Annotated in this window: 17 protein-coding genes; 11 read left to right on the top strand and 6 right to left on the bottom strand. The window is 37.5% G+C overall.

The window, feature by feature from the left end:
* The first annotated feature begins 1 nt into the window (after window position 1).
* Window positions 2-364 carry a BlaI/MecI/CopY family transcriptional regulator gene (locus tag ISU02_RS04745; protein WP_194700639.1) on the top strand — a complete coding sequence of 121 codons (363 nt, stop codon included), beginning with the start codon at window positions 2-4 and terminating at the stop codon, window positions 362-364.
* Window positions 365-367: 3 nt separating this feature from the next.
* On the top strand, window positions 368-2,635 hold the full coding sequence (locus ISU02_RS04740; protein WP_194700638.1) for a M56 family metallopeptidase: 2,268 nt from the start codon (window positions 368-370) through the stop codon (window positions 2,633-2,635).
* 146 nt (window positions 2,636-2,781) lie between these two features.
* Here ISU02_RS04740 and sstT read toward each other — a convergent pair whose 3' ends face one another.
* The 4 genes from sstT to ISU02_RS04720 all read right to left on the bottom strand — a co-directional run bounded on the left by sstT (window position 2,782) and on the right by ISU02_RS04720 (window position 8,831).
* A complete protein-coding gene (sstT, locus tag ISU02_RS04735; protein WP_194700637.1) occupies window positions 2,782-4,026 on the bottom strand; it encodes a serine/threonine transporter SstT in 1,245 nt (414 codons plus the stop codon).
* Between the two features lie 240 nt (window positions 4,027-4,266).
* Window positions 4,267-5,646 carry a sigma-54 interaction domain-containing protein gene (locus tag ISU02_RS04730; RefSeq protein ID WP_194700636.1) on the bottom strand — a complete coding sequence of 460 codons (1,380 nt, stop codon included), beginning with the start codon at window positions 5,644-5,646 and terminating at the stop codon, window positions 4,267-4,269.
* A 289-nt stretch (window positions 5,647-5,935) separates the two neighbouring features.
* Window positions 5,936-7,291: a short-chain fatty acid transporter gene (locus tag ISU02_RS04725; RefSeq protein WP_194700635.1), complete on the bottom strand. Its 1,356-nt coding sequence runs from the start codon at window positions 7,289-7,291 to the stop codon at window positions 5,936-5,938.
* A gap of 541 nt (window positions 7,292-7,832) precedes the next feature.
* On the bottom strand, window positions 7,833-8,831 hold the full coding sequence (locus tag ISU02_RS04720; RefSeq protein WP_194700634.1) for a lipoate--protein ligase: 999 nt from the start codon (window positions 8,829-8,831) through the stop codon (window positions 7,833-7,835).
* Window positions 8,832-9,094: 263 nt separating this feature from the next.
* Here ISU02_RS04720 and ISU02_RS04715 point away from each other — a divergent pair, with 263 nt between their 5' ends.
* Both ISU02_RS04715 and ygiD read left to right on the top strand, forming a co-directional pair.
* Window positions 9,095-10,075 carry a Gfo/Idh/MocA family protein gene (locus ISU02_RS04715; RefSeq protein ID WP_194700633.1) on the top strand — a complete coding sequence of 327 codons (981 nt, stop codon included), beginning with the start codon at window positions 9,095-9,097 and terminating at the stop codon, window positions 10,073-10,075.
* A 68-nt stretch (window positions 10,076-10,143) separates the two neighbouring features.
* Window positions 10,144-10,959: a 4,5-DOPA-extradiol-dioxygenase gene (gene ygiD / locus ISU02_RS04710; RefSeq protein ID WP_228727721.1), complete on the top strand. Its 816-nt coding sequence runs from the start codon at window positions 10,144-10,146 to the stop codon at window positions 10,957-10,959.
* 121 nt (window positions 10,960-11,080) lie between these two features.
* On the opposite strand, the gene ISU02_RS04705 is transcribed toward ygiD, so the two are convergent.
* Together ISU02_RS04705 and ISU02_RS04700 are read right to left on the bottom strand one after the other, a co-directional pair.
* Window positions 11,081-11,911: a DegV family protein gene (locus tag ISU02_RS04705; protein WP_194700632.1), complete on the bottom strand. Its 831-nt coding sequence runs from the start codon at window positions 11,909-11,911 to the stop codon at window positions 11,081-11,083.
* 135 nt (window positions 11,912-12,046) lie between these two features.
* Window positions 12,047-12,733 carry a YjjG family noncanonical pyrimidine nucleotidase gene (locus ISU02_RS04700; RefSeq protein WP_194700631.1) on the bottom strand — a complete coding sequence of 229 codons (687 nt, stop codon included), beginning with the start codon at window positions 12,731-12,733 and terminating at the stop codon, window positions 12,047-12,049.
* Window positions 12,734-13,031: 298 nt separating this feature from the next.
* On the opposite strand from ISU02_RS04700, the gene ISU02_RS04695 reads away from it, so the two are divergent.
* From ISU02_RS04695 to ISU02_RS04665, 7 genes are all read left to right on the top strand, one after another.
* Complete coding sequence (locus tag ISU02_RS04695) at window positions 13,032-13,883, top strand: GNAT family N-acetyltransferase (RefSeq protein ID WP_194700630.1); 852 nt, start codon at window positions 13,032-13,034, stop codon at window positions 13,881-13,883.
* 163 nt (window positions 13,884-14,046) lie between these two features.
* Window positions 14,047-14,829 carry an MBL fold metallo-hydrolase gene (locus tag ISU02_RS04690; protein ID WP_194700629.1) on the top strand — a complete coding sequence of 261 codons (783 nt, stop codon included), beginning with the start codon at window positions 14,047-14,049 and terminating at the stop codon, window positions 14,827-14,829.
* Between the two features lie 27 nt (window positions 14,830-14,856).
* The gene (locus tag ISU02_RS04685; RefSeq protein ID WP_194700628.1) at window positions 14,857-16,845 is read left to right on the top strand and encodes a transporter substrate-binding domain-containing protein; all 1,989 of its coding nucleotides are present in this window, start codon (window positions 14,857-14,859) and stop codon (window positions 16,843-16,845) included.
* Window positions 16,846-16,847: 2 nt separating this feature from the next.
* Window positions 16,848-18,212, top strand: coding sequence for a sigma-54-dependent transcriptional regulator (locus tag ISU02_RS04680; RefSeq protein ID WP_194700627.1), 1,365 nt, complete (start codon window positions 16,848-16,850; stop codon window positions 18,210-18,212).
* Window positions 18,213-18,390: 178 nt separating this feature from the next.
* Window positions 18,391-19,908, top strand: a complete 1,518-nt coding sequence (locus tag ISU02_RS04675; protein ID WP_194700626.1) for an alanine/glycine:cation symporter family protein — start codon at window positions 18,391-18,393, stop codon at window positions 19,906-19,908.
* A 310-nt stretch (window positions 19,909-20,218) separates the two neighbouring features.
* Complete coding sequence (locus ISU02_RS04670) at window positions 20,219-22,012, top strand: PAS domain-containing sensor histidine kinase (protein ID WP_194700625.1); 1,794 nt, start codon at window positions 20,219-20,221, stop codon at window positions 22,010-22,012.
* Between the two features lie 294 nt (window positions 22,013-22,306).
* Window positions 22,307-23,563, top strand: a complete 1,257-nt coding sequence (locus tag ISU02_RS04665) for an ammonium transporter (protein ID WP_194700624.1) — start codon at window positions 22,307-22,309, stop codon at window positions 23,561-23,563.
* Window positions 23,564-23,570 lie beyond the last annotated feature (7 nt).

The raw sequence follows: 23,570 nt of genomic DNA, 5'->3' as shown, positions 1-23,570 counted from the left end.
ATTGAGCGATCTTAAATTAACAGATGCGGAATTGAATTTGGCTGAGATCATATGGCATCAGAATACGTTGACCTCTTCTGAGTTGATTAAGCTCTGTGAAGAAGAATTTGGTTGGAAAAAATCAACAACGTATACCCTGTTGAAACGCATGATTGAAAAGGGCGTGTTTGAAAATAGAGAGGGTAAAATCATCACTTTGATCTCCAAGGGAAATTATGAGGCAACCCAGAGCAAGTCGTTTGTAAAGAAGACATTTGGAGGTTCCCTGCCTAAATTTTTAGCGGCTTTTTCAAAAAATGAAAAATTGACCGAACAGGAAATAGAAGCGTTACAAAATTTGATTGATAAGTATAGAGAGGTATAGAGTATGGAAAAGATTTTTATTAATGTTCTCAATATGAGTCTTTCAGCGAGTTATGTGATCCTCGTGGTCATTGGGATTAGATTCTTGATCCAAAGATTGCCGAAAGTGTATGCCTATCTACTTTGGAGTGTCGTGTGGATTAGATTGGTTAATCCATTTAAAATTGAGAGTATTATCAGTTTGGTGCGTATCAATCATCAGACGATACCAGAGGATATTGGATACGCAAAAGTGCCAGCGATTCATAGTGGTATTCATCTTCTAAATAACTCTGTAAATAATGCTTTACCACCTGTACCGACTGATGTTCTCACAAGTGTTAATCCAATGCAAGTATATCTCTCGGTTGGCAGTAAAATTTGGATATGGGGTCTGAACTTATTGGTAGTTTACATGATTTTTACAGGTGCTAAAACATATATGAAACTGAAGACAGCTGTTCGATTATTTGACAATGTCTATAAAACAGATGCTTTTAAGAGTCCCTTTGTCTTTGGAAATCGTATTTATTTGACGGGATCACTGGATGCCATGGAAAGCGATTATATTTTAAAGCATGAGCAGATACATATCAATCGTGGAGATCATATTATCAAACCGATTGCATTTCTCGTTGCTTGTGTCCATTGGTTTAATCCATTTGTGTGGATTGCGTATATTTTGATGGAGAGAGATATGGAGCTCTCATGTGATGAAGGGGTGATTAATCATTCAGGAAATGATATCAAAGTCTCCTATTCTGAATCTTTACTCTCTTTTGCTGGGAAAAATAGGATTTTAGGAAGTTGCCCTTTTACTTTTGGAGAAAAGGCAACTGTAAAGCGCATAAAGAACATCTTATCTTATAAAAAACCGCCATTTTGGGCGATGATCGTCGCATTCATAGCCATTGGTGTGTTGGGGATAAGTCTTTTGACGACAGCTAAATCTCAAGAACAGGATTCAGTCTATTTGAAACCAGAGATGTTGATCACAAGTGTTTATGAACAAGAGAAGATTAAAATAGATGCAGTTGAGTACGGGGGCTATACGCGAATAAGCGGGACAGAAGTCGCTAATTGGATCAATGAAACGCATTGGAATGTGAAGAAAGTAAAATCACCTCTAGAATTGATCCCTTCATATAGCTTGATGAATTTAATGGATTCAGACAAAAGATCGGAGATCCGGTTATACGAAAGTGATCCTACTTTAGCAATGATCCTATATGAGGATCAATGGCGCTATTATGAAATAGAAGAAGCAGATTATGACGCCATGAAGTCCTTAATTATAAGTAGAAGCTATTTTGAACCTTACGGAGAGCAAGTTGAGGCTCAAAGTACTTCTGAACCTGTAAAAGCACCTGTCAATGTGGTGAACGTGGACATCGATATGCTCTTCAATGAGATGATGTCTTCACCTGCAACGAGCTCTAATCCCAATGACTATATAGAAGCGCATCCGGATGTGTATGAAAAGATACTCAGTTATGGCGATCTTGCTCTATCATACTGTTTTATCGAGTTTGAAAAGGGTGGGCAATTGGGTTTAAAAGGGCATTTGATGGCAAACGTTGGCAAAGTATTATGTAATGGTGAATTTGATGAGCATTTCGAAACGGGTCAGGCTTGGTATGATCACTTTGTCACTTTTGCAATTGCAAAGAGAGATGAACTGGGCGAGGCAGACTTTGAGAAACACATGCGAAGTGCTTATCTTTTGCTATCTCTCCGTGAAGGGAAAACAGTTGCCTTAAATATAACTGAAATACCAGATTTCGAATATCTAGGCGAAGATCTCTACTTAGATTTAGTTTATAAGACTGAAATACAAAATCAGTTGAATTACAAGAATCGTGTACAGTTTCTCATACCAGCAGTTAGAGTGCATATGGTGTCTGAAGAAGAAAATCAAATTAAAATTTTTACAACCATCTATGATGCATTTTACACCTTAAGTGAGACAGAAGTTAAAAATGATGCAGGCAGTGTCGTGCCAGTTGCATTGACCTATCAATTGGAAGAAGACGGCGGTTATAAACTGCTAAAATATGAAACAGCTCGTGACGGCGGCGAGTTTACAACTTCAATAGAGACCTTTTGTGTAACGCCGATTACCCATAAACCCATTAAAGGGCTTTCTGAAAAAATCATAAAACATTATAGTGACTATAGCGATTTAAGAGATTTGCAGCGAGAAAATCTCGTGGCACATCTGCAAAGATATGGCTTACATGGCATCTTTTTAATAACAGATTATGATGACACAAGAATACCGCTGACAGATTAAGACCCTTTTAAGTTATGACTCAGATATGAAACTGAAGCTATACGTGTGGACGTCTTATTCTATTTTCTATAAAAAAATCCCCAAGACGGTCATCTCAACTTCAGTTCGCTGATTGTAGAGGCCGGTTATGGGGATTATTTCTCGTCTTATTTATCTGTTTCTTTATGAATGACAATTGGCTTACCTTCTTTACGCCATTGTGCAAATTCAGAAGTTGCAGTAAAGATTACATCTGTGGAGGAGTTGAGAGCGGTTTCACATGAGTCTTGAATGACGCTGACGACAAAACCAACACCGACAACTTGCATGGCCACATCATTTGGAATCCCAAAGAGGCTACAAGCAAGGGGAATGAGAAGCAGTGACCCTCCAGCCACACCTGAAGCACCGCAGGCGCTGACCGCTGATAAAATGCTTAAAATGACTGCAGTGGCAAAGTCCACATGAATACCCAATGTGTTTGCAGCTGCAAGTGTAAGAACCGAAATCGTAATCGCCGCACCTGCCATATTAATGGTTGCACCAAGCGGTATTGAAACAGAATACGTGTCTGCATCAAGTCCCAATGTTTCACAGAGTTCCATATTGACAGGAATATTTGCAGCGGAGCTTCTTGTGAAGAAAGCCGTGATGCCACTATCTTTTAAACATTTTAGAACAAGGGGGTAGGGATTTTGATGAATGTTAAGATAAACAACAATTGGATTGACAATAAATGCAATAATGAGCATACTGCCCACAAGGACTGCTAGAAGATGCCAGTATGACCACAGCGATAAGAGCCCGTTAGTGCTGACTGTGTCAAAGACCAATCCCATGATGCCCAGAGGCGCGAAGTTTATAATCCACTTAACCACCTGGGAAATGGCATCTGAAATATTGGCAATGACCGTTTTAGTTGTGTCAGGGGCATGTTGAAGTGCTAATCCCATCACAAGAGCCCAAGCAAGAACGCCTATATAATTGGCATTGTACAGAGCTTTAATCGGATTGTCGACGATGTTCATCAACAGATTTTTGATGACTTCAGTAACGCCGCTAGGCGGTGTTATGCTGTTGATACTATCGCCTAATATAAGTGTGACGGGAAATAAGAAGCTTGCAATAACAGCCACAAAACCTGCTAAAAAAGTGCCCAATAGATAAAGTGCAATGATCTTTTGCATATTTGATTTATGACCTTTTTTATGCAAGGAAATTGCCGACATAACTAAAAAGAACACGAGAACAGGTGCAACTGATTTCAATGCACCAACAAAGAGTACGCCAAAAATGCCAACGGGTTTTGCATAAGCTGGTATTGTCAAAGCTAAGATAATGCCCAGAACAAATCCAATGATAATGCGCACAATGAGGCTGAGTTTATGCCAACGCGCCAATAAATTTTTCATAATATGCCTCCGACTTTTTATTGTATCGCTGTATTGAGCATGAATTTCGATCTAAATGCAGTTCATAGACAGCAAAATTATCATAGCATATTATAGAATTCTGAGAAAGAAAGATGTTAAGTTTTTTTAATTTTTTACGTGCTTGCCTGAAAGGTTAATTTGTTTGGCCTTGATGCCCCTGTATCGCGGACAGTGGTGGTAAAATTTAATAAGATTCATCGTGTGTTATATTGGCATTTATCATGTATTATATTTGTTGAGTTTTTTATAAAGTGCTGTCCGATGGATGCCTAGACGTTTTGCTGCCTCACTTCTATTGCCGTTGGATTGCTTAATGGCGTCTAAGATGATTTTGATTTCAATTTGATCGAGGATGGTCTTTAAATCGCCTTCTTCTGGCGTCTCTATTGGAATTACTTTTGGCTCATCTATTTGCACCAATTCAGGCAAGTGCGCAACAGTGACCGTATTGCCAGTGGCCTGATTAATGGCAGACTCAATGACATTTCTAAGTTCTCTAATATTTCCTGGCCAATGGTAATTTTCGAGACTATGCATGGCTTCTCTAGAAAAAATTTTTGGACACTTGGGATATTCCAGTGAAAAGCTCGTCAGAATTTGATTTGCAAACATACTGATATCCTTTTTACGCTCCTTTAAAGCGGGTAATTTCAAATGAACAACGTTTAGTCGATAAAAGAGATCGTTTCTAAATTTCCCCTCTTTAACAAGTCTTAAAAGATCCTCATTGCAAGCTGCAATAAAGCGAATATCTAAAGGCACTCTTTGATTGCCGCCAATGCGCTCAAGTTCACGTTCTTCAACAATGCGCAGTAGTTTACCTTGCATTTCAAAAGGCATTGAGTTGAGCTCATCTAAAAAGAGGGTACCGCCATTGGCAAGTTCAAATTTTCCGATTTTACCATGATTAGAAGCACCAGTAAATGCGCCAGGTTCATAACCGAATAACTCAGACTCTATTAAGTTCGCTGGAATGCTGGCACAATTAATTTTTACAAAAGGGCCATATTTTCTATAGCTGGCCTCGTGAATGGCATGCGCAAAATATTCTTTTCCAGTACCGCTCTGACCTTCAATAAAAATAGAGGAGTTTGTAAGAGCCGCTTTTTTTGCGAGATCAATTGTAGCTTGCATCTTTTTATCTCTTGTTTGAATTTGATCAAATGTATATTTCGCGACATTAAGTCTTTTTAAATCTTGCTTGTATTTTTTCACATGGCGTTTCATTTGGTCAATATGTTCTGCCATGTGTTGAACTTCTAAAATATCTTTAAAGAGAATCGTGCCCACAGCACCTACGGTGACACCGTTGCGAATAATTGGGATTCTAGAGGTGACCACATTATGACCCTTGATCGTTTGAATATCTCCAATTTCAGGTTGTCCTGTTTTTAGAACAATATGAAGCCGTGTATTTTCAATGACTTCAGTGACATGCTTACCAATAACTTCTTCTTCTTTAACATCCAAAAGTCTTTCGTATTTAAATTTTACAATTTTACCCTCTGGATCGACAATGATCAGTCCCTCATAAGCTTTTTCAATAAATTCATCAATAATATCCATTTCCCATTTTAATTGTTCGTAAGACTTTATCATAGAACCGCCTTTATTTGAATATATTAGTCCAAGAAAATTGTTTTATATAGATGCATAAAGATAGATTTATATAGAACAATACTTTGTTATTAGTTTAACTATATCATACATCTCCCAATCAGCCCATATACAAAATTAAATTTGAGCATAAAAAAACTAACAACATCGCTAGAGCTGTTAGTTTTTTAAAGAATTGATCTGAAGCCTTGTGAAATGGCACAAATGCTACTTTATATCTTTTGATTTTACTCAATTTGTGAGGTCAGCTTTAAATTAATAGATTGAAATTTTAAAAAAACATGAGTCCGATTGCAACAATGAAACCGGCATAAATTAAATCAATTAGGCAGAATCCCATAATATCTCTCGCACCGAGATTGGCAATTCCAAGTGCTGGCAATGCCCAAAATGGTTGAATCATGTTGGTCCATGCATCACCCCATGCGATTGCCATACCTGTTTTAGCAGCACTCACACCGAGTTCAGCGCCAGCGGGCATCATAATAGGCGCTTGAACAGCCCATTGCCCTCCACCAGATGGAACGAAGAAGTTAACCACGCCTGCACTTAAAAAAGTAAAGAGTGGGAAAGTTGTTGGTGTGGAAATTGAGACAAAAGCTTGAGAAATCGCACCAGCAAGCGAAACGTCAGTTTCTAAATTACCACCTGTCATCATGCCCATGATACCTGCATAGAATGGAAATTGAAGAATAATACCCGATGAACCTTTGGCTGCTGCTGAAATAGCATCTAGAAAATTTCTAGGGGTTTTATGAAGAATAATCCCTAAGAATAAGAATAAAAAGTTTACAATGTTTAGGTTGAGTTCAAATCCTTTTGTAGCAAAGTAGTAAATAATGTAAGCGACACCCATTAAGCCAATAAGCATGGATAGGATCATGCTGTTTTCCATTTTATCAGCAAAGGTATTGCCGTGTTGAATCGCTTCTGATTGAACTGCATCGTCTTCAAGTAGTTTTGGATCAATTTCCACAACAGCTTCTTTAGAAGGATGCATTGCTCGGTTTACAAAAGGTAAAGTAACTAATATAATGGCAACAATAATTAAGTTAAACGGTGAAAAAATAGTCATGGAAGTACTAATTGGATCAATGACGGCACCCTTCGTCACTTTTTCAAGGCCAGGGCCTGCTGTGGCAAGTTTTAGTGGAATTGAACCAGAAATACCCGCATGCCATACGATAAAACCAGAATATGCTGAAGCAATGAGCAGACGATAGTCAACGCCTTTAACTTCCTTAGCAAGTTGACGTGCATAAAGTGCACCCACCACAAGACCAAATCCCCAGTTGATCCAACAAGCAACAGTAGAGACGAAAGTAACTGCAACGATTGCTTGAAGTGGTGTCTTACACGGTTTTGCAAGCGCATTTAAGCCCTTTTTAACAATGGGTGTACTTGCAAGCGTGTGTCCTGTTACAAGTACAAGTGCCATTTGCATGGAGAATTCGAGTAATGTCCAAAAACCGCCAGCCCAATGGTTAATCATAGCCATAGGACCTTGTGCAGTAACGCCCATCCCCGCAACAAATACGATTAAAGTTAAAATAACTGCAAATAAAAAAGGATCTGGTAAATAATTTTGAACCAGTTTAACACATCCGCGTGTTAATTTTTTAAACATAAAAATCCCTCCTATGCCTTTAATGTGAAGTGTTTCAAAACATTTGGTAATTTGCACCTAAACATCGCCTTTTTCTTTTTTATATAGGTCGTCTGTTCATAACTGAGTCAAATTCCGAAGTAATGTTTTGACACTACAAATAGCGGAGCCATTCCTTGATGCTTCTATGAGTTGAATAAAACTGAACTCAATTGTATTCAACATCTATAGATCGTGCTAACAGTTGACGAAGAAAGCCCTCTGACAAACCCACTTATTGAACGTCAACTGTTTGAACCTCACACTCTTTATAAAAGCAAGAATGATGCCAAAATTGATGGTGCATTCAATGAAATTGAAGAATTGAGTAATTCCAATGGAAAGGCGTGCTCAAAATATAAAATAGAAAGGCAAGAAAAAGCAAATCCGAAGAGAAATTGATAAATAAATAACGAAAGTGTAGACAAAAGGGTACATTGTCGTGTTGGAATTAGCACGATAATTCTTTTGTGTACCCAATTTGCTACACGATTATTAGAAAAAGTGTTAATTTTTTTATACACTACAAGTTGAAGCTGTCAAACCATGTCCTTAGATCAGCGAGCATAGGTTTTAATGAGTCGTATTGTTCTAATGCCTCAAGGGCGGTGATCAAGGGCTTACTTTGGAGTTTTAAACCGTTAAACAGAGGTTGAAGCTGTTCAATAAATTGTGTTGACATGGCATCTGAATAAATTGTTGTCTCTTCTATGAGGCCGCCTTTTAATGTGAAGTTGAGAACGATTTCTCCCCATGTGAATTTTTCATCAAAAGTGACATCGAATTTGGGGGTTTTTCCAAATCGCCAATCCCATGAGGCATAGTAATGGTATCTCTTTAAAGCTTCTTTAGAAGCAGTTGTTTCTGAGATCATCGTAATTTCATCGCATTTGCCGTACTCTTTTTCAAAGGCATCGATAAGGGCATCGATGGTCATTGAAATGGTGAGGTTATCGTTTAAGTCCTTTAGATTTATGACGCGTGATTTTACAGATTCAACACCTTTGGCATTGAGTTTTTTTAGAGATACATTGAGATAACGTCCCAATTTTTTCATGTCAACATCAACAAGCAGTGTGCCATGATGGTAGTAATTCTCTTTGCCATAGTAAAAGGCATTGCCTGAAAATTTACGTCCTTCGGCTAAGATATCATTTCTACCAGAGAATTGTGCATCAATTCCTAAAGCTTTGACACCATCAAGGATGACTTTAAGTTGTTTTTCCAAGTTTTCATGAGATTTATGCATAACAAATGTAAAATTTAAATTGCCTAAATCATGAAAGACAGCACCACCACCGGAAAGTCTGCGTGCCAACTTGCCTTGATCATTTTCCAAATCTTGAATGAGTACTTCTCGCCAAGGATTTTGATGTTTACCAATGACAACGGTATTCTGATTTTGCCATAAATAGAGTATGATCTCATCTTTAGAAACACTATTTACAAGTTCTTCTTCTAAAGCAAGATTAAACCAAGGATTAGTGGATTGTGATCTGTAAATTTTAGTAGTAGTATTCAATTTAGACCTCCTAAACAGTAGTATAGATTATTTTAACACACATTAGAGTGCTTTTACTATATACCCATATTGAAAGATATGCCTACAAATAGACATCGTAAAAGCAATTTTTTTAGACATTTTGAGTGGCTTTTCAGACGCCTTTAGAACCCATGTAAAGTACTCGAATCACTATTTCAAAAGAAACTTTCTAATTGTGAAGTGAATGCAGTTACAAAAGGGTATGATGGGTATATAATTATAAAATAAAAGAGGAGGTCGTTATGATTAGATGGGGACTATATGGCATCGGGGCAATAGCAGACAAGTTTGCAAGTGATTTTAAAGCTGTGGAAGAAGGCCATATTGTTGCGGTATATGGCAGGCGTAAAGCAGCAGCAGATGCATTTTGCAAGACACATGATATTTTGAATTGTTATTGTGATGAGGACGATTTCTTTGCAGATCAGTCCATTGATGTCGTCTATGTTGCCACACCACATGTGTTGCATTCTGAGGTGGCGATGAAAGCATTGAATGCAGGGAAACATGTGCTCTGTGAAAAACCTTTTTCAATGAATGAAACCCAAACCAAAATGGTTTTAGAAACATCACAAAGGAATCAAAAATATGTGATGGAAGCACTATGGACATTATTCTTGCCAGCGGTAGAGCAAGCATTAGCATGGATAAAAGAAGACAAAATAGGTCGAGTACATTTAATAGAAGGCAGTTTTGGATTTCATGGCAGTGAAGATCCAAGTGGTCGATTAATGAACCCTGATTTAGGTGGGGGAGCACTACTAGATGTGGGCATATATCCGTTGTTCATGGCCAATGCCATAGCAGGTGGTGTGCCTGAAAAAATCAGTGCAGTTTCAAAATTTACTAAAACTGGCGTGGATGAGACGACTTTGGTCACGAGTTTATATAAAAATGGTTTACTGGCCGTCACGAAGACCTCCATTTATCTTGAATTAGAAAATGATCTGGTGATTTATGGTGACAAGGGTAAAATCAAGATCCCTTCATTTTGGATGGCGCAGGAAGCCTTTCTCATTTCTGCGGATCAAGAAACGCATTTTCATAAATCAGAGTCACTTTATACAGGCTATCAATATGAGGCGCGTGCAGTCTGTAAGGACATTCTTCAACATAAATTAGAAAACGATAGGGTGACACATCAATTTACTTTGGCGCTTACTCAAACATTGGATCGAGTAAGACGCGAAATTGGCTTAAAATACAATAAGATTGAATCGTAAAGCGACAGTTGTTTTTTATTGAACCTAAACTAAAAATCTAAAGGCTCTGTTTAATATATGTGGTAAAAATGTTTAAAAGAGAGGTGATAGAGATGCCAAGCCAAATGCCAGTGTTATTTATAGGTCATGGTTCACCGATGAATGCCATTAGAGATAATGTATTCACACAAAAATGGCGTGAAATAGGGGGAAGACTACCCACGCCCAAAGCCATATTGTGTGTATCTGCACATTGGTATACGCCTGAAACAAGATTTTCTAACCTTGAAAATCCAGAACAAATTTATGATATGTATGGATTTCCAAAATCACTTTATGAGTATAAGTATCCTGCGAAAGGGTCTCCAGAGATGGTGGAGATCACAAGAAAGCTATTAAAAATGGAAAGTGTCATTGACAATTCATGGGGGATAGATCACGGGACGTGGTCTGTTTTATCGAAACTCTATCCCAAAGCAGATATACCCGTCTATCAGATGAGTATAAATTCTCATTTAACGATTGAAGCGCATTATGCACTTGGACAAAAATTAAAATCTCTTCGAGCATTGGATGTGCTCATTATTGGCAGTGGGAATGTGGTGCACAACTTGAATCATGTGAATTTTAATATGCTGGGAGGATATCCTTACGCTGAGACCTTTGATGCGTATGTTAAAGCCCATATTTCAAATCGAAATATAGAAAAAATCATCCATTATGAACAGTCTGGAGAGTCCTCAAAGCAAGCTTTCTACACACTTGAGCATTATTTGCCCTTGATATACGCGCTGGGTGCCTCTGACGAGGATGATAGCCTTGAAGTGTTTAATGATCAATGTGTGGCCGGATCGCTTTCAATGACGTCTTATTTGTGGCGATCCATTAAAAAAAGCCAAAGCTGAGCATCCAAAAAAGGCTGAGCACTAAACGCATGCGAACATGAAATAAGCGCTATACACATAAGTTTACCCCCTGTGTATAGCGCTTATATATTTTGATATTTACATAAAATTAGCGTAAATGTTAAAAGGCAATGGTGAGACCACCTCGACTTGTATAGACACTACTCAATCCAGCTGTTGGGACAATGACAATTTTTTTGAAATTATATCGGGCTTCCACTTCAGCTTTGAGCATTTCAGCTTTTTCAAGCGCTTCACAATGTGAAATGCCTAAAATTCGGTCAGAAAAGTCATCGCAGTGCTCGCCTATGATTTCCACAAGTTTGCGGATGGATTTTTTTTCACTTCTGACATTTTCATAGAGTTCAACTTCGCCATGTTCATTGGCGTATAAGATCGGTTTAATGTTGAGTGCATTGGCGATGATGCCCTTTAATTTAGTAATGCGTCCGTTTTTTATCATTGTGTCAAGCGATCCCAGTTGAAAGAAGAATTTTTGCTTCTCTAAATAAGCATTGACATGTTCTACGATTTCCATTTCAGTGCGCTTTTCATCAATTAGCGCCTTAATGACCATTGCAATAAGCGTTTCTTTTACGGATGAACCCTTTGAATCAAATACATGGATGAATTTGTCGCCATACTCTTTTAAATATAAATCTTTCGCTAACATGGCACTGTTGTAGGTGCCACTCAGTGCAGAGGTCAATGTAACCACAAAAACAGAACCTGCATCTTTAAAAGCGTTCATAAATTCTTGCGGGGATGGACACGAAGACTTTGCCACTTCTTTACAATGCTCAATGGCGTTAATCATCTTAGAAACATCTAAATTGGCATCATCCTTAAAATGTTCTTGCCCTACTGTAATGGTAAGCGGGACTAAAGTTATACCTAAACTCTTTTTCAAATGTTCATTTAAATCACAACTGCTATCTGCAACTATTCTCATATGGCACTTCCTTCATCTAAAATATACGACTAGTATACCACATAACGCTCCAATATGAACCCTGATTTTATTGAAAGAAAGCCGTATGATGTGAAAAAAATGTCTTTGGGGTCAATTGGATGTGGTGATGAGGTGTTATCGCAACAGAGCCAACAATTCATAAAGGTCAGCAATTTTGTAAGTGGGCCTGATTTGCGTTTTGTTTTCACGATGATTTGGATTGAACCAGCAAGTATCAATGCCAAAGTTAATACCACCTTGTATGTCAGAAGTTAAACTGTCGCCGACAATAAGAACTTTGCTTTTATCCGTGAAATGAACAGAATCGAGCGCAATTTCAAATATTTTTCGATTGGGCTTTGCCGCTTTAACTTCTTCGGAGATGATGATGGTTTTAAAATAGGGCGCAATTACAGATTGCCCAATTCTGTTTTTTTGAACAGAGGTGAGACCATTGGTAATGATAACCAGTTGACATTTGGAATGCAGTGCTTGAATTACAGATAGACTCTCGTCATATAAAAAAGAGGCTTCGGAGAGATGTTTCTCATAGAGTACAGAAACTTTAGAAGCATCAATTTCAATATTGAGACGATCGGCATAGCGTCTAAAACGTTCTGTTTTTAGCAGAGATTGTTGAATTTTTCCCTCTTCAAGTTCTCTCCAAATGCGTGTGTTGACTTCTTTATACAAGGGCAAATGATACATCGCATCATAGGTTAACCCCAAGTCGGTAATCGTGTTTTCAAGTGCGACGCGTTCTGATTTTTTAAAATCAAACAGCGTTTCATCCGCATCGAATAAAATCAGTTCATATTTCATAGAGTCCTCCCAGGGTTAAAATTCGTATTGCCAAATAAATAGAGTTCATTTAACTTTGTCATTTGGACTATTTTGGGTCGTCGTTTATTTAGAGATACATTTATTTGGAGTTATAGTATATCATTTTTGACGCATCCTAAAAAGTACTCTTTAACCTTTCAAAGGGCATCACATAGGATGTTTTGATCAAGCAATTAAGACATTAAATTGACACAATGGGAAAATCATATTACCATTTATTGTGTATGCGTATTATAGAGAGCTAAAATATTGTGTTAATGAAAAATTTGGAGGTTATATGATAGATTACGTAAAGGGTTTAAAAGCATCTGATTTGGAGATTTATAAAGCTTTTAGTATAGGGTACTCAGATTATATGATAAAACTTGAAATATCGGAAGCCTTATTCTACGAAAGATTTTTTGGACCAGAAGGCAATCAGAGAGAACTTACAATAGTGGCCTTTGATCATCAGAATCCAATAGGTCTTATCATGGGTGGGATCAGAATGTTTAATGGGATTAAGACAATGAGGTGCGGCGCTCTTTGTATTGCACCTGAGTATAGAGGACAGGGGATCAGTCAGCAATTGATGGAGATGCATACACAAATGGCAAGAGAAGCAAATTGTCAACAGATGATGCTGGAAGTTCTCGCAGGAAATGATCGTGCTATAAAATTTTATGAAAAGACTGGCTATGAAAAAGTGAATGAGCTCTTATATTATTCGTTGAAAGATCCAACAATACCCTTGAATTTGAATCATGATGTACAATGTATTACAGATAAAAACATAGAAGATCTCGTTGGCAGAGACCATCTTGAACCCTTAAATTGGCAGAATGATTTTGCCTATGTGAGTACTCTTCCAGACAAGATGCACTTTGGAAACTTTGATGATAAAGGGTTATTGAGGGGATTCTTAACCCTAGATAAGAAAGGTAAAATTTATCAACTGTGGGTCAAACCGGAATATCGGCTTAAGGGGCTTGCAACTGCAATGGTTGCTTATGCACAGAAGCGTTTGGCTCTAGAGGTTATTCACATGAGTTTTGTGAGTAATCCAGAGACCATCGGCTTTTTAAATGCGCATCATTTTAAACGCCTTGATCTCTACCAATTTGAAATGTATAAAGCACTGACAAGGTAGTGCTGACCCAAATATAGCGTGATTGCTGATTAAATTCTTTGGAGAGAATGCAACATATAGTATAATTGTTCCCGATTTATATGATAGAATATGCCTATACACAGTAAAAATGTATTCTACTGGGAATTAAATCGTTTAGAAAGAGAGTGTGGTCACAATATTAATGACGAAAATAAAAAATGAATTACTGAAGAATAGAATCATACTGGATGAGTATATAGAGCAATTTGTACTTAAAGATTTTAGAAATCCAGATTTAGATGTCAATATTACTTTGCTCTATTTTGAGGGCAAAGCGATGCTGATCGATACAGGTTATCTATTTCAAGCAGAAGTAATTGCGGACTTTCTCTTAGAGCGTGAAATTGAAGTTACAGAGGTTCTTTTAACACATTATCATCCCGATCATTCTGCAGGGATTTCCGTGTTTAATCCAAATAAAATTTATGCTTCTGAACACTATCAAGATAATTTTAAACGATGCTCTGAGGAGTGGGACCCCAAGACGCACTATGTAAAGCCTACACATTTACTCAAAGACCAAGAAACTCTGTTTTTTGGACCTCATATGCTCAAAATTATGGATTCCAAGTCGCACAGCATAGACAGCATAATGATTGAAATAAATGATCAATATCTATTGGTCGGTGACCTCATCATGAGAGACATTGAACACACGACAACATATCCATACATCTCAATTGATGGCGATATCCAAGGCTATCTCCATAGTTTAAATTTAGTTCAAGAGAGAAGCCAGCATATTTTACTGTTGTCACATGGCATGCCCATAAGTGATCAATCGTTGTTTAAGACCGTGGTCGATGATTATCTTCTCTATTTCAAAAGCCTTGAAGCGTTTAAGGCAGATCGCGAAAAAAATATCCCGCAATTTGATTGGTCATTTGAAAGATGGCATAATAGCAATTTGAGATTTTTATTATAATTTTTAGAAGTTGAAATTGGGGGTTCAATGAGACGTAAAATAATTTTAATGGGCACAATATTAGTCAGCATATTTCTAATATTGTTAGATCAATATACGACATCTACCTATTATATGAATGTTTTTCAATATTTTTTTGGTGTGCATCATTTGACTCTTGAAGACAAAGTTTTTTTAAAGGCGCATAGCCCGCTTATTTATGCCTCAGATAACAATTCGCCACCGCTCAGATATTTTGACGAAGAGACAGGACAATATAAGGGGATTGGAATTGATTACCTAAGAGCGCTGTCCATTGAACTCGAGACAGAGATACAGTTTGAACCCATGATCTGGGAAGATGCGCTACAAGCGTTAAAAGAGGGAAGAGCTGACATTTGTGATATGTATCCTTCAAAGGAGCGCTCAGAAATCTATCTGTTTTCTGACCCAATCTATTATCAAAGAGGGGTCATCTTGGTGCCCAAAAGTGATAATAGCATTCACAACGCAGGAGACCTTGAAGGCAAACGCGTAGCGGTGCAAAAGGGCGACTATGTACATGAATACTTGAAGAGAAATGTAAAAAACATAAATTACTTTTTAGGTGCAGATTACGAAAAAAATCTAAAACCCTTATTAAATGGGGAAGTAGATGCCCTTGTGGGTGACGAGCCCGTTATCAGTTATTTTATGGGTTTGTATGACCTATCTGAAAAATTTAGAATTGTGGATGAACCGCTATATGAACTGCCCATGGTATTGAGTATGCCCCTTGAAGAAAAACGTCTCCAAATGATTATCAACAAAGGTATTTATGCGCTTAATCAGAAAAAAACAATCAATAAAATCCAACAGAAATGGTTCGGTATCTCCACGCCAATTGACAATGACAACAGCGTTAGACAATTTTCAATTATTGTGGTTGGCGTTGCAATGTTTGTGCTCATAATTGTCGTTTTGATCTTGATCTGGAATTTAGAACTCAAAAAAGCGGTGGATGAACAAACCAATGCACTTAAAATGAGTAAAAATAATCTACAGACAATTTTAGATGGATTAAGTCATTTGATTGTGGTTGTCACTAATGATTTGAGAGTTCTATCGGCAAATGCACTTTTCTATGAACTCTTTGGCATTGCAGAGACGACGTCAGACATAGAGCTTCGATCTCTGATTCCGGGCATTAACGCTCATACAAGAGAACAGTGGCTTGTTTTGAGGGAAGGCAATGAACAGATTATTAAAGGTAGGACCTTTTGGGTGATGCCATACCATATCCAATATGAAGATCAGCTTGAAGAGACTACTTTGCTCATGTTCGAAGATGTGACGGACAGAAAAGTGAATGAAGCAAATCTGCTTCATGACAACAAAATGGCCGCCATTGGACAACTGGCCACAGGCGTTGCGCATGAAATTAGAAACCCGCTGGGACTTATAAGAAATTACGCTTTTCTATTAAAGCGAAATCATAAGGATGAAAATTTAATCACTCAATCTCTTTCAGTGATAGAGGAATCGGTGGACAAAGCATCGTCTATTATAGACAATCTTCTCAATTTTTCAAGGTTATCAGACGATTCGGCACACTTGATTCACCTAAAATCAGTGATAGAGAATGTCATTCAATTAAATGAAAAGCTCATGAGTAAAAGTCATATGAACTGCCAATTGATCCTTGAAGATATTGAAATCAATATCCAAGAGGAATCATTGAAACATATACTGATCAATTTGATTAACAATGCCTTAGATGCCATGCCGCATGGTGGACAACTTACCATTTGGCTTAAAAATGGTGCCGCTGGCCCATCAATTCACGTTATTGATACTGGCATTGGTATTGAAGAAAGTACAAAAGCAAAATTATTCGATCCTTTTTTCACTACTAAGGAAGTTGGAGAGGGCACAGGTTTAGGACTCTATATTGTCTATAATGAGCTCCATAAAATTGGCGGCAAAATAGAAGTGAAATCAAAAGTAGGTAAAGGTACAATCTTTAAAATTCATCTAAAGAAAGATAATGAGGCGTAACCATGCAAAACAGTGGATTTAGAATATTAATTGTAGATGACGAGCAACATTACTGTGATGTTTTAAAGCTGATTCTCGAAGGCGAATCGTATCAGGTTAAAACGACAACCAGTTCATTGGATGCACTTGAAATGCTTGAACAGGAAAGTTATGATCTCGTAATAAGTGATTTCTTTATGCAAGATCTCGATGGGTTTGAACTGCTCAAAAAGATTCGAACGGATCATGTGGATACTGAGGTGATCATCATCACCGGTTATGGGAGTATTAAAAATGCCATAGATGCGATAAAAAAGGGCGCTTTTTCTTACTACATCAAGTCTCACGATCCTGAAGAACTCTTGTTTGAGGTCAAGAAGGTTAAAAAGATAGCAGAATTGTCCCTTAAAATGAGTCAACCGGCCGTCAAAGGGCAGTATTTGATGATGTCTAAGAATACAAAAATGAAAAAAATCATAGACATGATTGACAAAGTGGCTGATAGCAATGCCAATATTTTATTGTTAGGCGAGTCGGGTGTAGGCAAAGAAGCTTTTGCAGCTTATATCCATGAAAAGTCATTTAGACGAGATAAGAATTTTGTGCCTGTCAATTGTCATGCGTATTCAAAGACTCTATTGGAGTCAGAACTTTTTGGTCATGAAAAAGGCGCTTATACTGGAGCGACGGAGACGCGTATCGGCAAGTTTGAATCGGCTGAAGGCGGGACACTTTTCTTAGATGAAATTGGCGACGCCACACTGGATATGCAAGTGAAGATGCTCAGGGTATTAGATACTAAACGGATTGAAAGAATTGGGTCAAATCGATTGATTGACGTGGATTTTAGACTTGTATGTGCAACCAATCGCAATATTTCAGAGATGATTCAAACGGGGTTGTTCAGAGAAGACTTTTACTATCGTATCAGTACTTTTGCACTTGAAATTCCTCCCCTCAGAGAGCGAAGAGAGGATATTCCACAAATGGTTCATTTCTTCATTGCAAGACTTGCAAACGATATGAAAAAGACCATTAAATCAGTTAACGATGATTTGATGGATTATCTTTTGCAATATGACTATCCAGGAAATATAAGAGAGCTAAAAAATATGATAGAAAGATTGATCGTACTGTCTTCAGATGGCGTTCTCAAGAAAGAAGATCTCTATCTAGATCAAAAAAATAGAACTCAATTTCAAATTCATACTTTAAAGGCTTTTCGCAGTCAATCTGAAAAACAGTATATAGAACGCATTTTAAAACACACTGAAGGTCATCTCACTCAAGCAGCTGAGCTTTTGGATATCACAAGGCGACAACTTTTTAATAAAATTCAAGAACTTGAAATTGATACTGAAAGATTTAAAATCAAAAACGAGAAATAAATTTCCAAACGGGAAGTTAATTTCTCGTTTTTATATGACAGTTATATTACATAAATGTTGAAAAACCTTAATAAATTAAGTTGGCATGACAATTGCTCTTATATAATACGCAGGTTGCTATGAGAACTCATGGTGATTTGTAGACGTCATTCAAGAAGATTATATAGGGGGTAAAGAAATGTCATTCAATGATATCGTCGGTGTGCTTAATGATCTAATTTGGTCTAATTATTTAGTGTGGTTATGTCTTGGTGCAGGTGTATTCTTTTCGCTGATCATGTTTTTTCCACAAGTGAGACTTATTAAGGACATGGTAAAACAATTGTTCACAGACAACAGTTCAGAAAATGGGGTTTCATCTTTTCAAAGTTTTGCAATGGCACTGGGTGGCCGTGTGGGAACTGGTAATATCGCTGGTGTTGCAACAGCAATCGGGTTTGGTGGACCTGGAGCGATATTCTGGATGTGGACAATTGCGTTTCTAGGTGCAGGATCAGCTTATATAGAAGCTGCATTGGCACAGGTGTACAAAGTAGAGATGGATGGTGAGTTCCGTGGGGGGCCTTCATTCTATATTGAAAAAGGCCTTGGACAAAAATGGTATGCCGTTTTATTTGCAGTTTCAGCAATTATTTCATGTGGATTTTTCTTACCTGGCGTACAGGCAAATAGTATTGCAACTGCAATGGATACAGCATTTAGTATTCCAGCACCTGTAACAGGTGGTATCGTTGCAGCATTGTTGGGGTTAATCATCTTTGGTGGTGTAAAGAGAATTGGTAAAGCTGCAGAAGTAATCGTGCCGTTTATGGCAATTGCTTATATTATTGTTGCAGTGATCATAATCATCTTAAATATTAGTCAAATTCCTTCAATTTTCGCTTTAATCTTCTCTCATGCACTCAGTGCTAAAGCGGCAACAGGTGCAGTTATTGGACAAGCAATTATGTGGGGTGTTAAGCGTGGTATCTATTCCAATGAAGCAGGACAAGGTACGGGTCCTATGGCTGCTGGTGCTGCAGAAGTAACACATCCAGCTAAACAAGGTTTAGTTCAAGCGTTCTCAGTATATGTGGATACATTATTTGTATGTTCTGCAACTGCATTTATGATCCTAATTACAGGAATGTACAATATCTATGATGCAGCAGGGAACGTGCTTGTGGAAAATATTCCAGGTGTGACTCCAGGACCTGCATTTACACAAATGGCACTTGACTCTTTTATGCCTGGACTTGGTAAAGGCTTTGTTGCAATCGCATTGTTCTTCTTTGCTTTTACAACTTTAATGGCTTACTACTATTATGCAGAGTCAAATGTGGCTTACATCTTTAGAAATTCTAAAAATCATAAATTAATCTTTAATATTGCAAGAATAGCTTTACTTGTTATGACATTTGTAGGCGCTATCAATTCAGCAGGTGCTGTATGGGCTCTAGGTGATGTTGGCGTAGGTTTGATGGCTTGGTTGAATATCGTTGCAATTTTACTTTTGACTAAAATTGGCGTTGCAACACTTAGAGATTTTGAAGCTCAAAAGAAACTGGGCATGAATCCTGTTTTTAACCCAGAAAAACTGGGCATTAAAAATGCAGATTTATGGATGAAAAACTTAAAGAAAAATGAGGCGACTGCACAAAGACAAGTACAGGAGCAAGCAGAGAAAAAAGAAGCAAAAAAGAATAAAGTGGCATAATCTGTTAGAGAGACGGATGTCAAGCGTTAAACCCTATGTTAGGCAAATGTCTACTATGAGATCTCTTCTATGAACTGCATAAGATGGACATAGAGGAGAATGGGGATATGAAGTTGATTTCTGCCGCTAAGATTCATAATTAAACAATGTATAATCTCTTCTTTTAAATGGACTAGGTCAATGATATTCAGCATCATGACCTAGTCTTTTTTTAGTTTAATTTTGGGTAAATGGGTATAAAATTCACTGTAGGGTGAAAGTTGAGTTTAAAAATGGTAATATGTGATACATGGATAGATGAGGTATGATTATGAATAAAATAGATTTAGTGTGTCAATCTAAATTATCAAGTATTCTGAATGCATTTACTCAAACTATTGTAATCTTAAATGCGAAGGGTTGTATCCAATATTTTAATGAACACGCTGAAAAGCTGTTTAATAGCTACTCAAACTTAAAATTGGAAACGGGTCGTTTTATAATGGATTATTTTATGAATTCTGAAGAGTCCATCTTGATAGCTGAGATTGAAAATGTTTTAAAGGGCACAGCAAATACTTTTGAGCTAAATATTGATCTAACAGGCTACGGGAATACTCAGTGGTTTGAATTTTCTTTTACGCCTATTGTAGAAGGGGGAATGTTAATTGGTGCAGCTTTGATGAGCTGGTCTATTGAAAGTCGTAAGCAAACTGAAATAAAGGTACGTCATCAATTGGATTTTGAGCAACTTATCGCTTCATTGTCTTCAAGATTCATCACAATAAGTGATGTGGATCAAGTGATCAATGCCTCTTTAGAGGAAATGGGCCGTTTTAGCAATTCAAGTAGAGCTTATATTTTTGAATTTGATGCAGATAAAAACCATATGAATAATACCTTTGAATGGTGTAAGGAAGGTGTTGAGTCTCAGATAGATGATTTAAAAAACATGCCTGCCGACCTCTTCCCTTGGTGGATGGAGAAACTTGAAAAGAAAGAGATCATTAACATAAAAGATGTCAGTTTAATGCCAGAAGAAGCGCGTCTGGAGAAACAAGTATTAGAGCAGCAAAAAGTAAAGTCAGTGTTGGTTTTACCGATCTTAATGAAGCAGGAGCTCAAAGGGTTCATCGGTTTTGACGGCATAGATGACGTTGGCAAATGGACTGAAGAGGACGTGGTGCTTTTAAAAGTGACTTCAGAGATTTTTAGTCATGCCTTTGAAAGGCGCCGTGCTGAGGCAGAACTCCGAGAGTATAACATAGAATTAGAGACTACGCTTGAACTGCTTAGAAAAGCTCAGTCACAGATCATACAACGAGAGCAGCAGGTGGGCATTGGTCAGCTAGCCGCTGGTGTCGCACATGAAATTAACAATCCTTTAAGCTATGTTTTGAGCAATATTGATATCTTAAAGCAAAATGTTGGCGTACTTGGAGAAATATATCAATCCTATGAGGCGTTAAAAAACAGTGTCATTGGCAAAGCCAACACCGAAGGCCCTATAAATAGAATAAACGAACTTCAAGAAAAATATTTTATTGAAGAAATCATTGAAGATTTGGAAGATCTCCTGGGTGATATAGATGAGGGACTTCTGAGAGTTTCAAAAATTGTAAACAGTTTAAGAGCTTTTTCAAAAGCAGACCAAGGCGAACAATTTTCCCAATATGATCTTAATGAAGGCATTGAAAATACATTGATGATGGCTAATAATGAGCTGAAGCAATTCGTTGAAGTGAAAACACATTTTGAGAAGATCCCTCTGATAACTTGCATAGGGAGTCAGATCAATCAGGTATTGTTGAATATGGTTTTGAATAGTATATATGCCATTAAACACAATTCACAATCCAATACAGGAAAGCTATATATTGAAACAAAATCAGATCAATCAAATGTCTATTGTAAAATACAAGATACTGGCGGTGGTATTAGTATAAATGCAGAAAATAGCATCTTTACCCCTTTTTTCACAACTAAACCAGTAGGGTCTGGAAGTGGTTTGGGACTGAGTATGGCATATGATATTATCGTCAATAAGCATAGGGGAAAAATTGATATAGAGAATGAATACGGCAAAGGGGTTGCCTTTAACATAACGCTTCCGATAACACAGTGAATGCATTTTAAAGTTGTGTGCAAAAAAAAAATGATTTTTTTTTAAAAAAGACTTGCAAAAGATAAAAGTCTGTATTATAATCAGTAAATATTAAACCTGTATACAGTATAATTACTCATAAAATTAAACATTAAGGCAATGGCGTCTTCAAAAAAAAGAGAAAAATTTCTCTTTCATTGATGACGTCTTTTTTATTATTTATATGCAGTCATAGGCCAAGTCACAGTGATTTTATGAGCAATTAGGACAGCTGTCCATGTTATGAGCCAACAAATTAGAAAGTGGGGGATTCGCATGGATACATTAAGATCAATTGACACGATGTGGGTATTAGTTGCAACCTGTTTAGTATTTTTTATGCAAGCTGGTTTTGCAATGGTAGAAACAGGATTTACAAGAGCAAAGAATTCAGGCAATATTATTATGAAAAACTTTATGGATTTTTCAGTGGGTTCTTTAATCTTTTGGCTATTTGGATTTGGATTGATGTTCAACACAGACATATTAGGTTTTGTGGGTAAAGTCAATTTATTCTCAGGTGGCACTTACGAACATTTGGGACTTACAATCCCAGTTGAAGCTTTTATTATTTTCCAGACAGTATTTTGTGCAACAGCGGCGACAATCGTTTCTGGTGCCATGGCTGAAAGAACAAAATTTGCCTCATATTTAGTTTTTAGTTTTGTTATTAGTGCAGTTGTCTATCCCGTTGTAGGTCATTGGATCTGGGGCGGTGGCTGGTTGGCAGCTAGAGGATTCCATGATTTTGCCGGTTCCACAGTAGTTCATTCTGTTGGCGGCTGGGCAGCACTTGTCGGTGCTAAAGTTATTGGACCTCGACTTGGAAAATATGAAAAGGGAAGATCTAACTCTATACCAGGTCATAGTATTACTCTTGGAGCACTTGGTGTCTTCATTCTATGGTTTGGCTGGTTTGGTTTCAATCCAGGCTCGACATTGTCTATGGGGGACCCTACACTTGTGGGACACATCTTCATGACGACGAACCTCTCTGCAGCAGCAGGAGCCGTTGGCGCAATGGCGATCACTTGGATTAGACATAAAAAACCTGATGTAGGAATGACTTTAAATGGTGCACTTGCAGGACTTGTAGGTATTACAGCAGGAACAGATGCTGTAAGCATGGAAGCTGCAGTTGTCATTGGTCTTCTATCAGGGGTAATTGTTGTTTATGTTACAAAATTTGTTGACGAAGTATTACTCATTGATGATCCTGTTGGTGCATTTGCAGTACATGGTGCTTGCGGTGTATTTGGAACCTTGATGGTAGGTGTGTTTGCGGTTGAAGGTGGATTGCTTTACACCGGCGATTTCAGTCTTTTAGCAACACAAATTATTGGTGTTTCGGCAACAGCATTCTGGACAATAAGCAGCTCATTTGTACTCTTTAAGGTAATCGACATGACAATGGGACTCAGAGTAAGTGCTCGAGAAGAAACGCTTGGCCTTGACATTGAGGAACATGGCATGGTCGGATATGCAGACTTTGAAATCAAAAAAGAAAAAATGGTAAATCAAACGACAATTTAATTTGAAG

The sequence above is a fragment of the Fusibacter ferrireducens genome, from assembly GCF_015352425.1.
Lineage (GTDB): Bacteria > Bacillota > Clostridia > Peptostreptococcales > Acidaminobacteraceae > Fusibacter_A > Fusibacter_A ferrireducens.
Note: the sequence above shows the minus strand (reverse complement) of the source record. Positions and strands in the feature narration are given on the sequence as shown.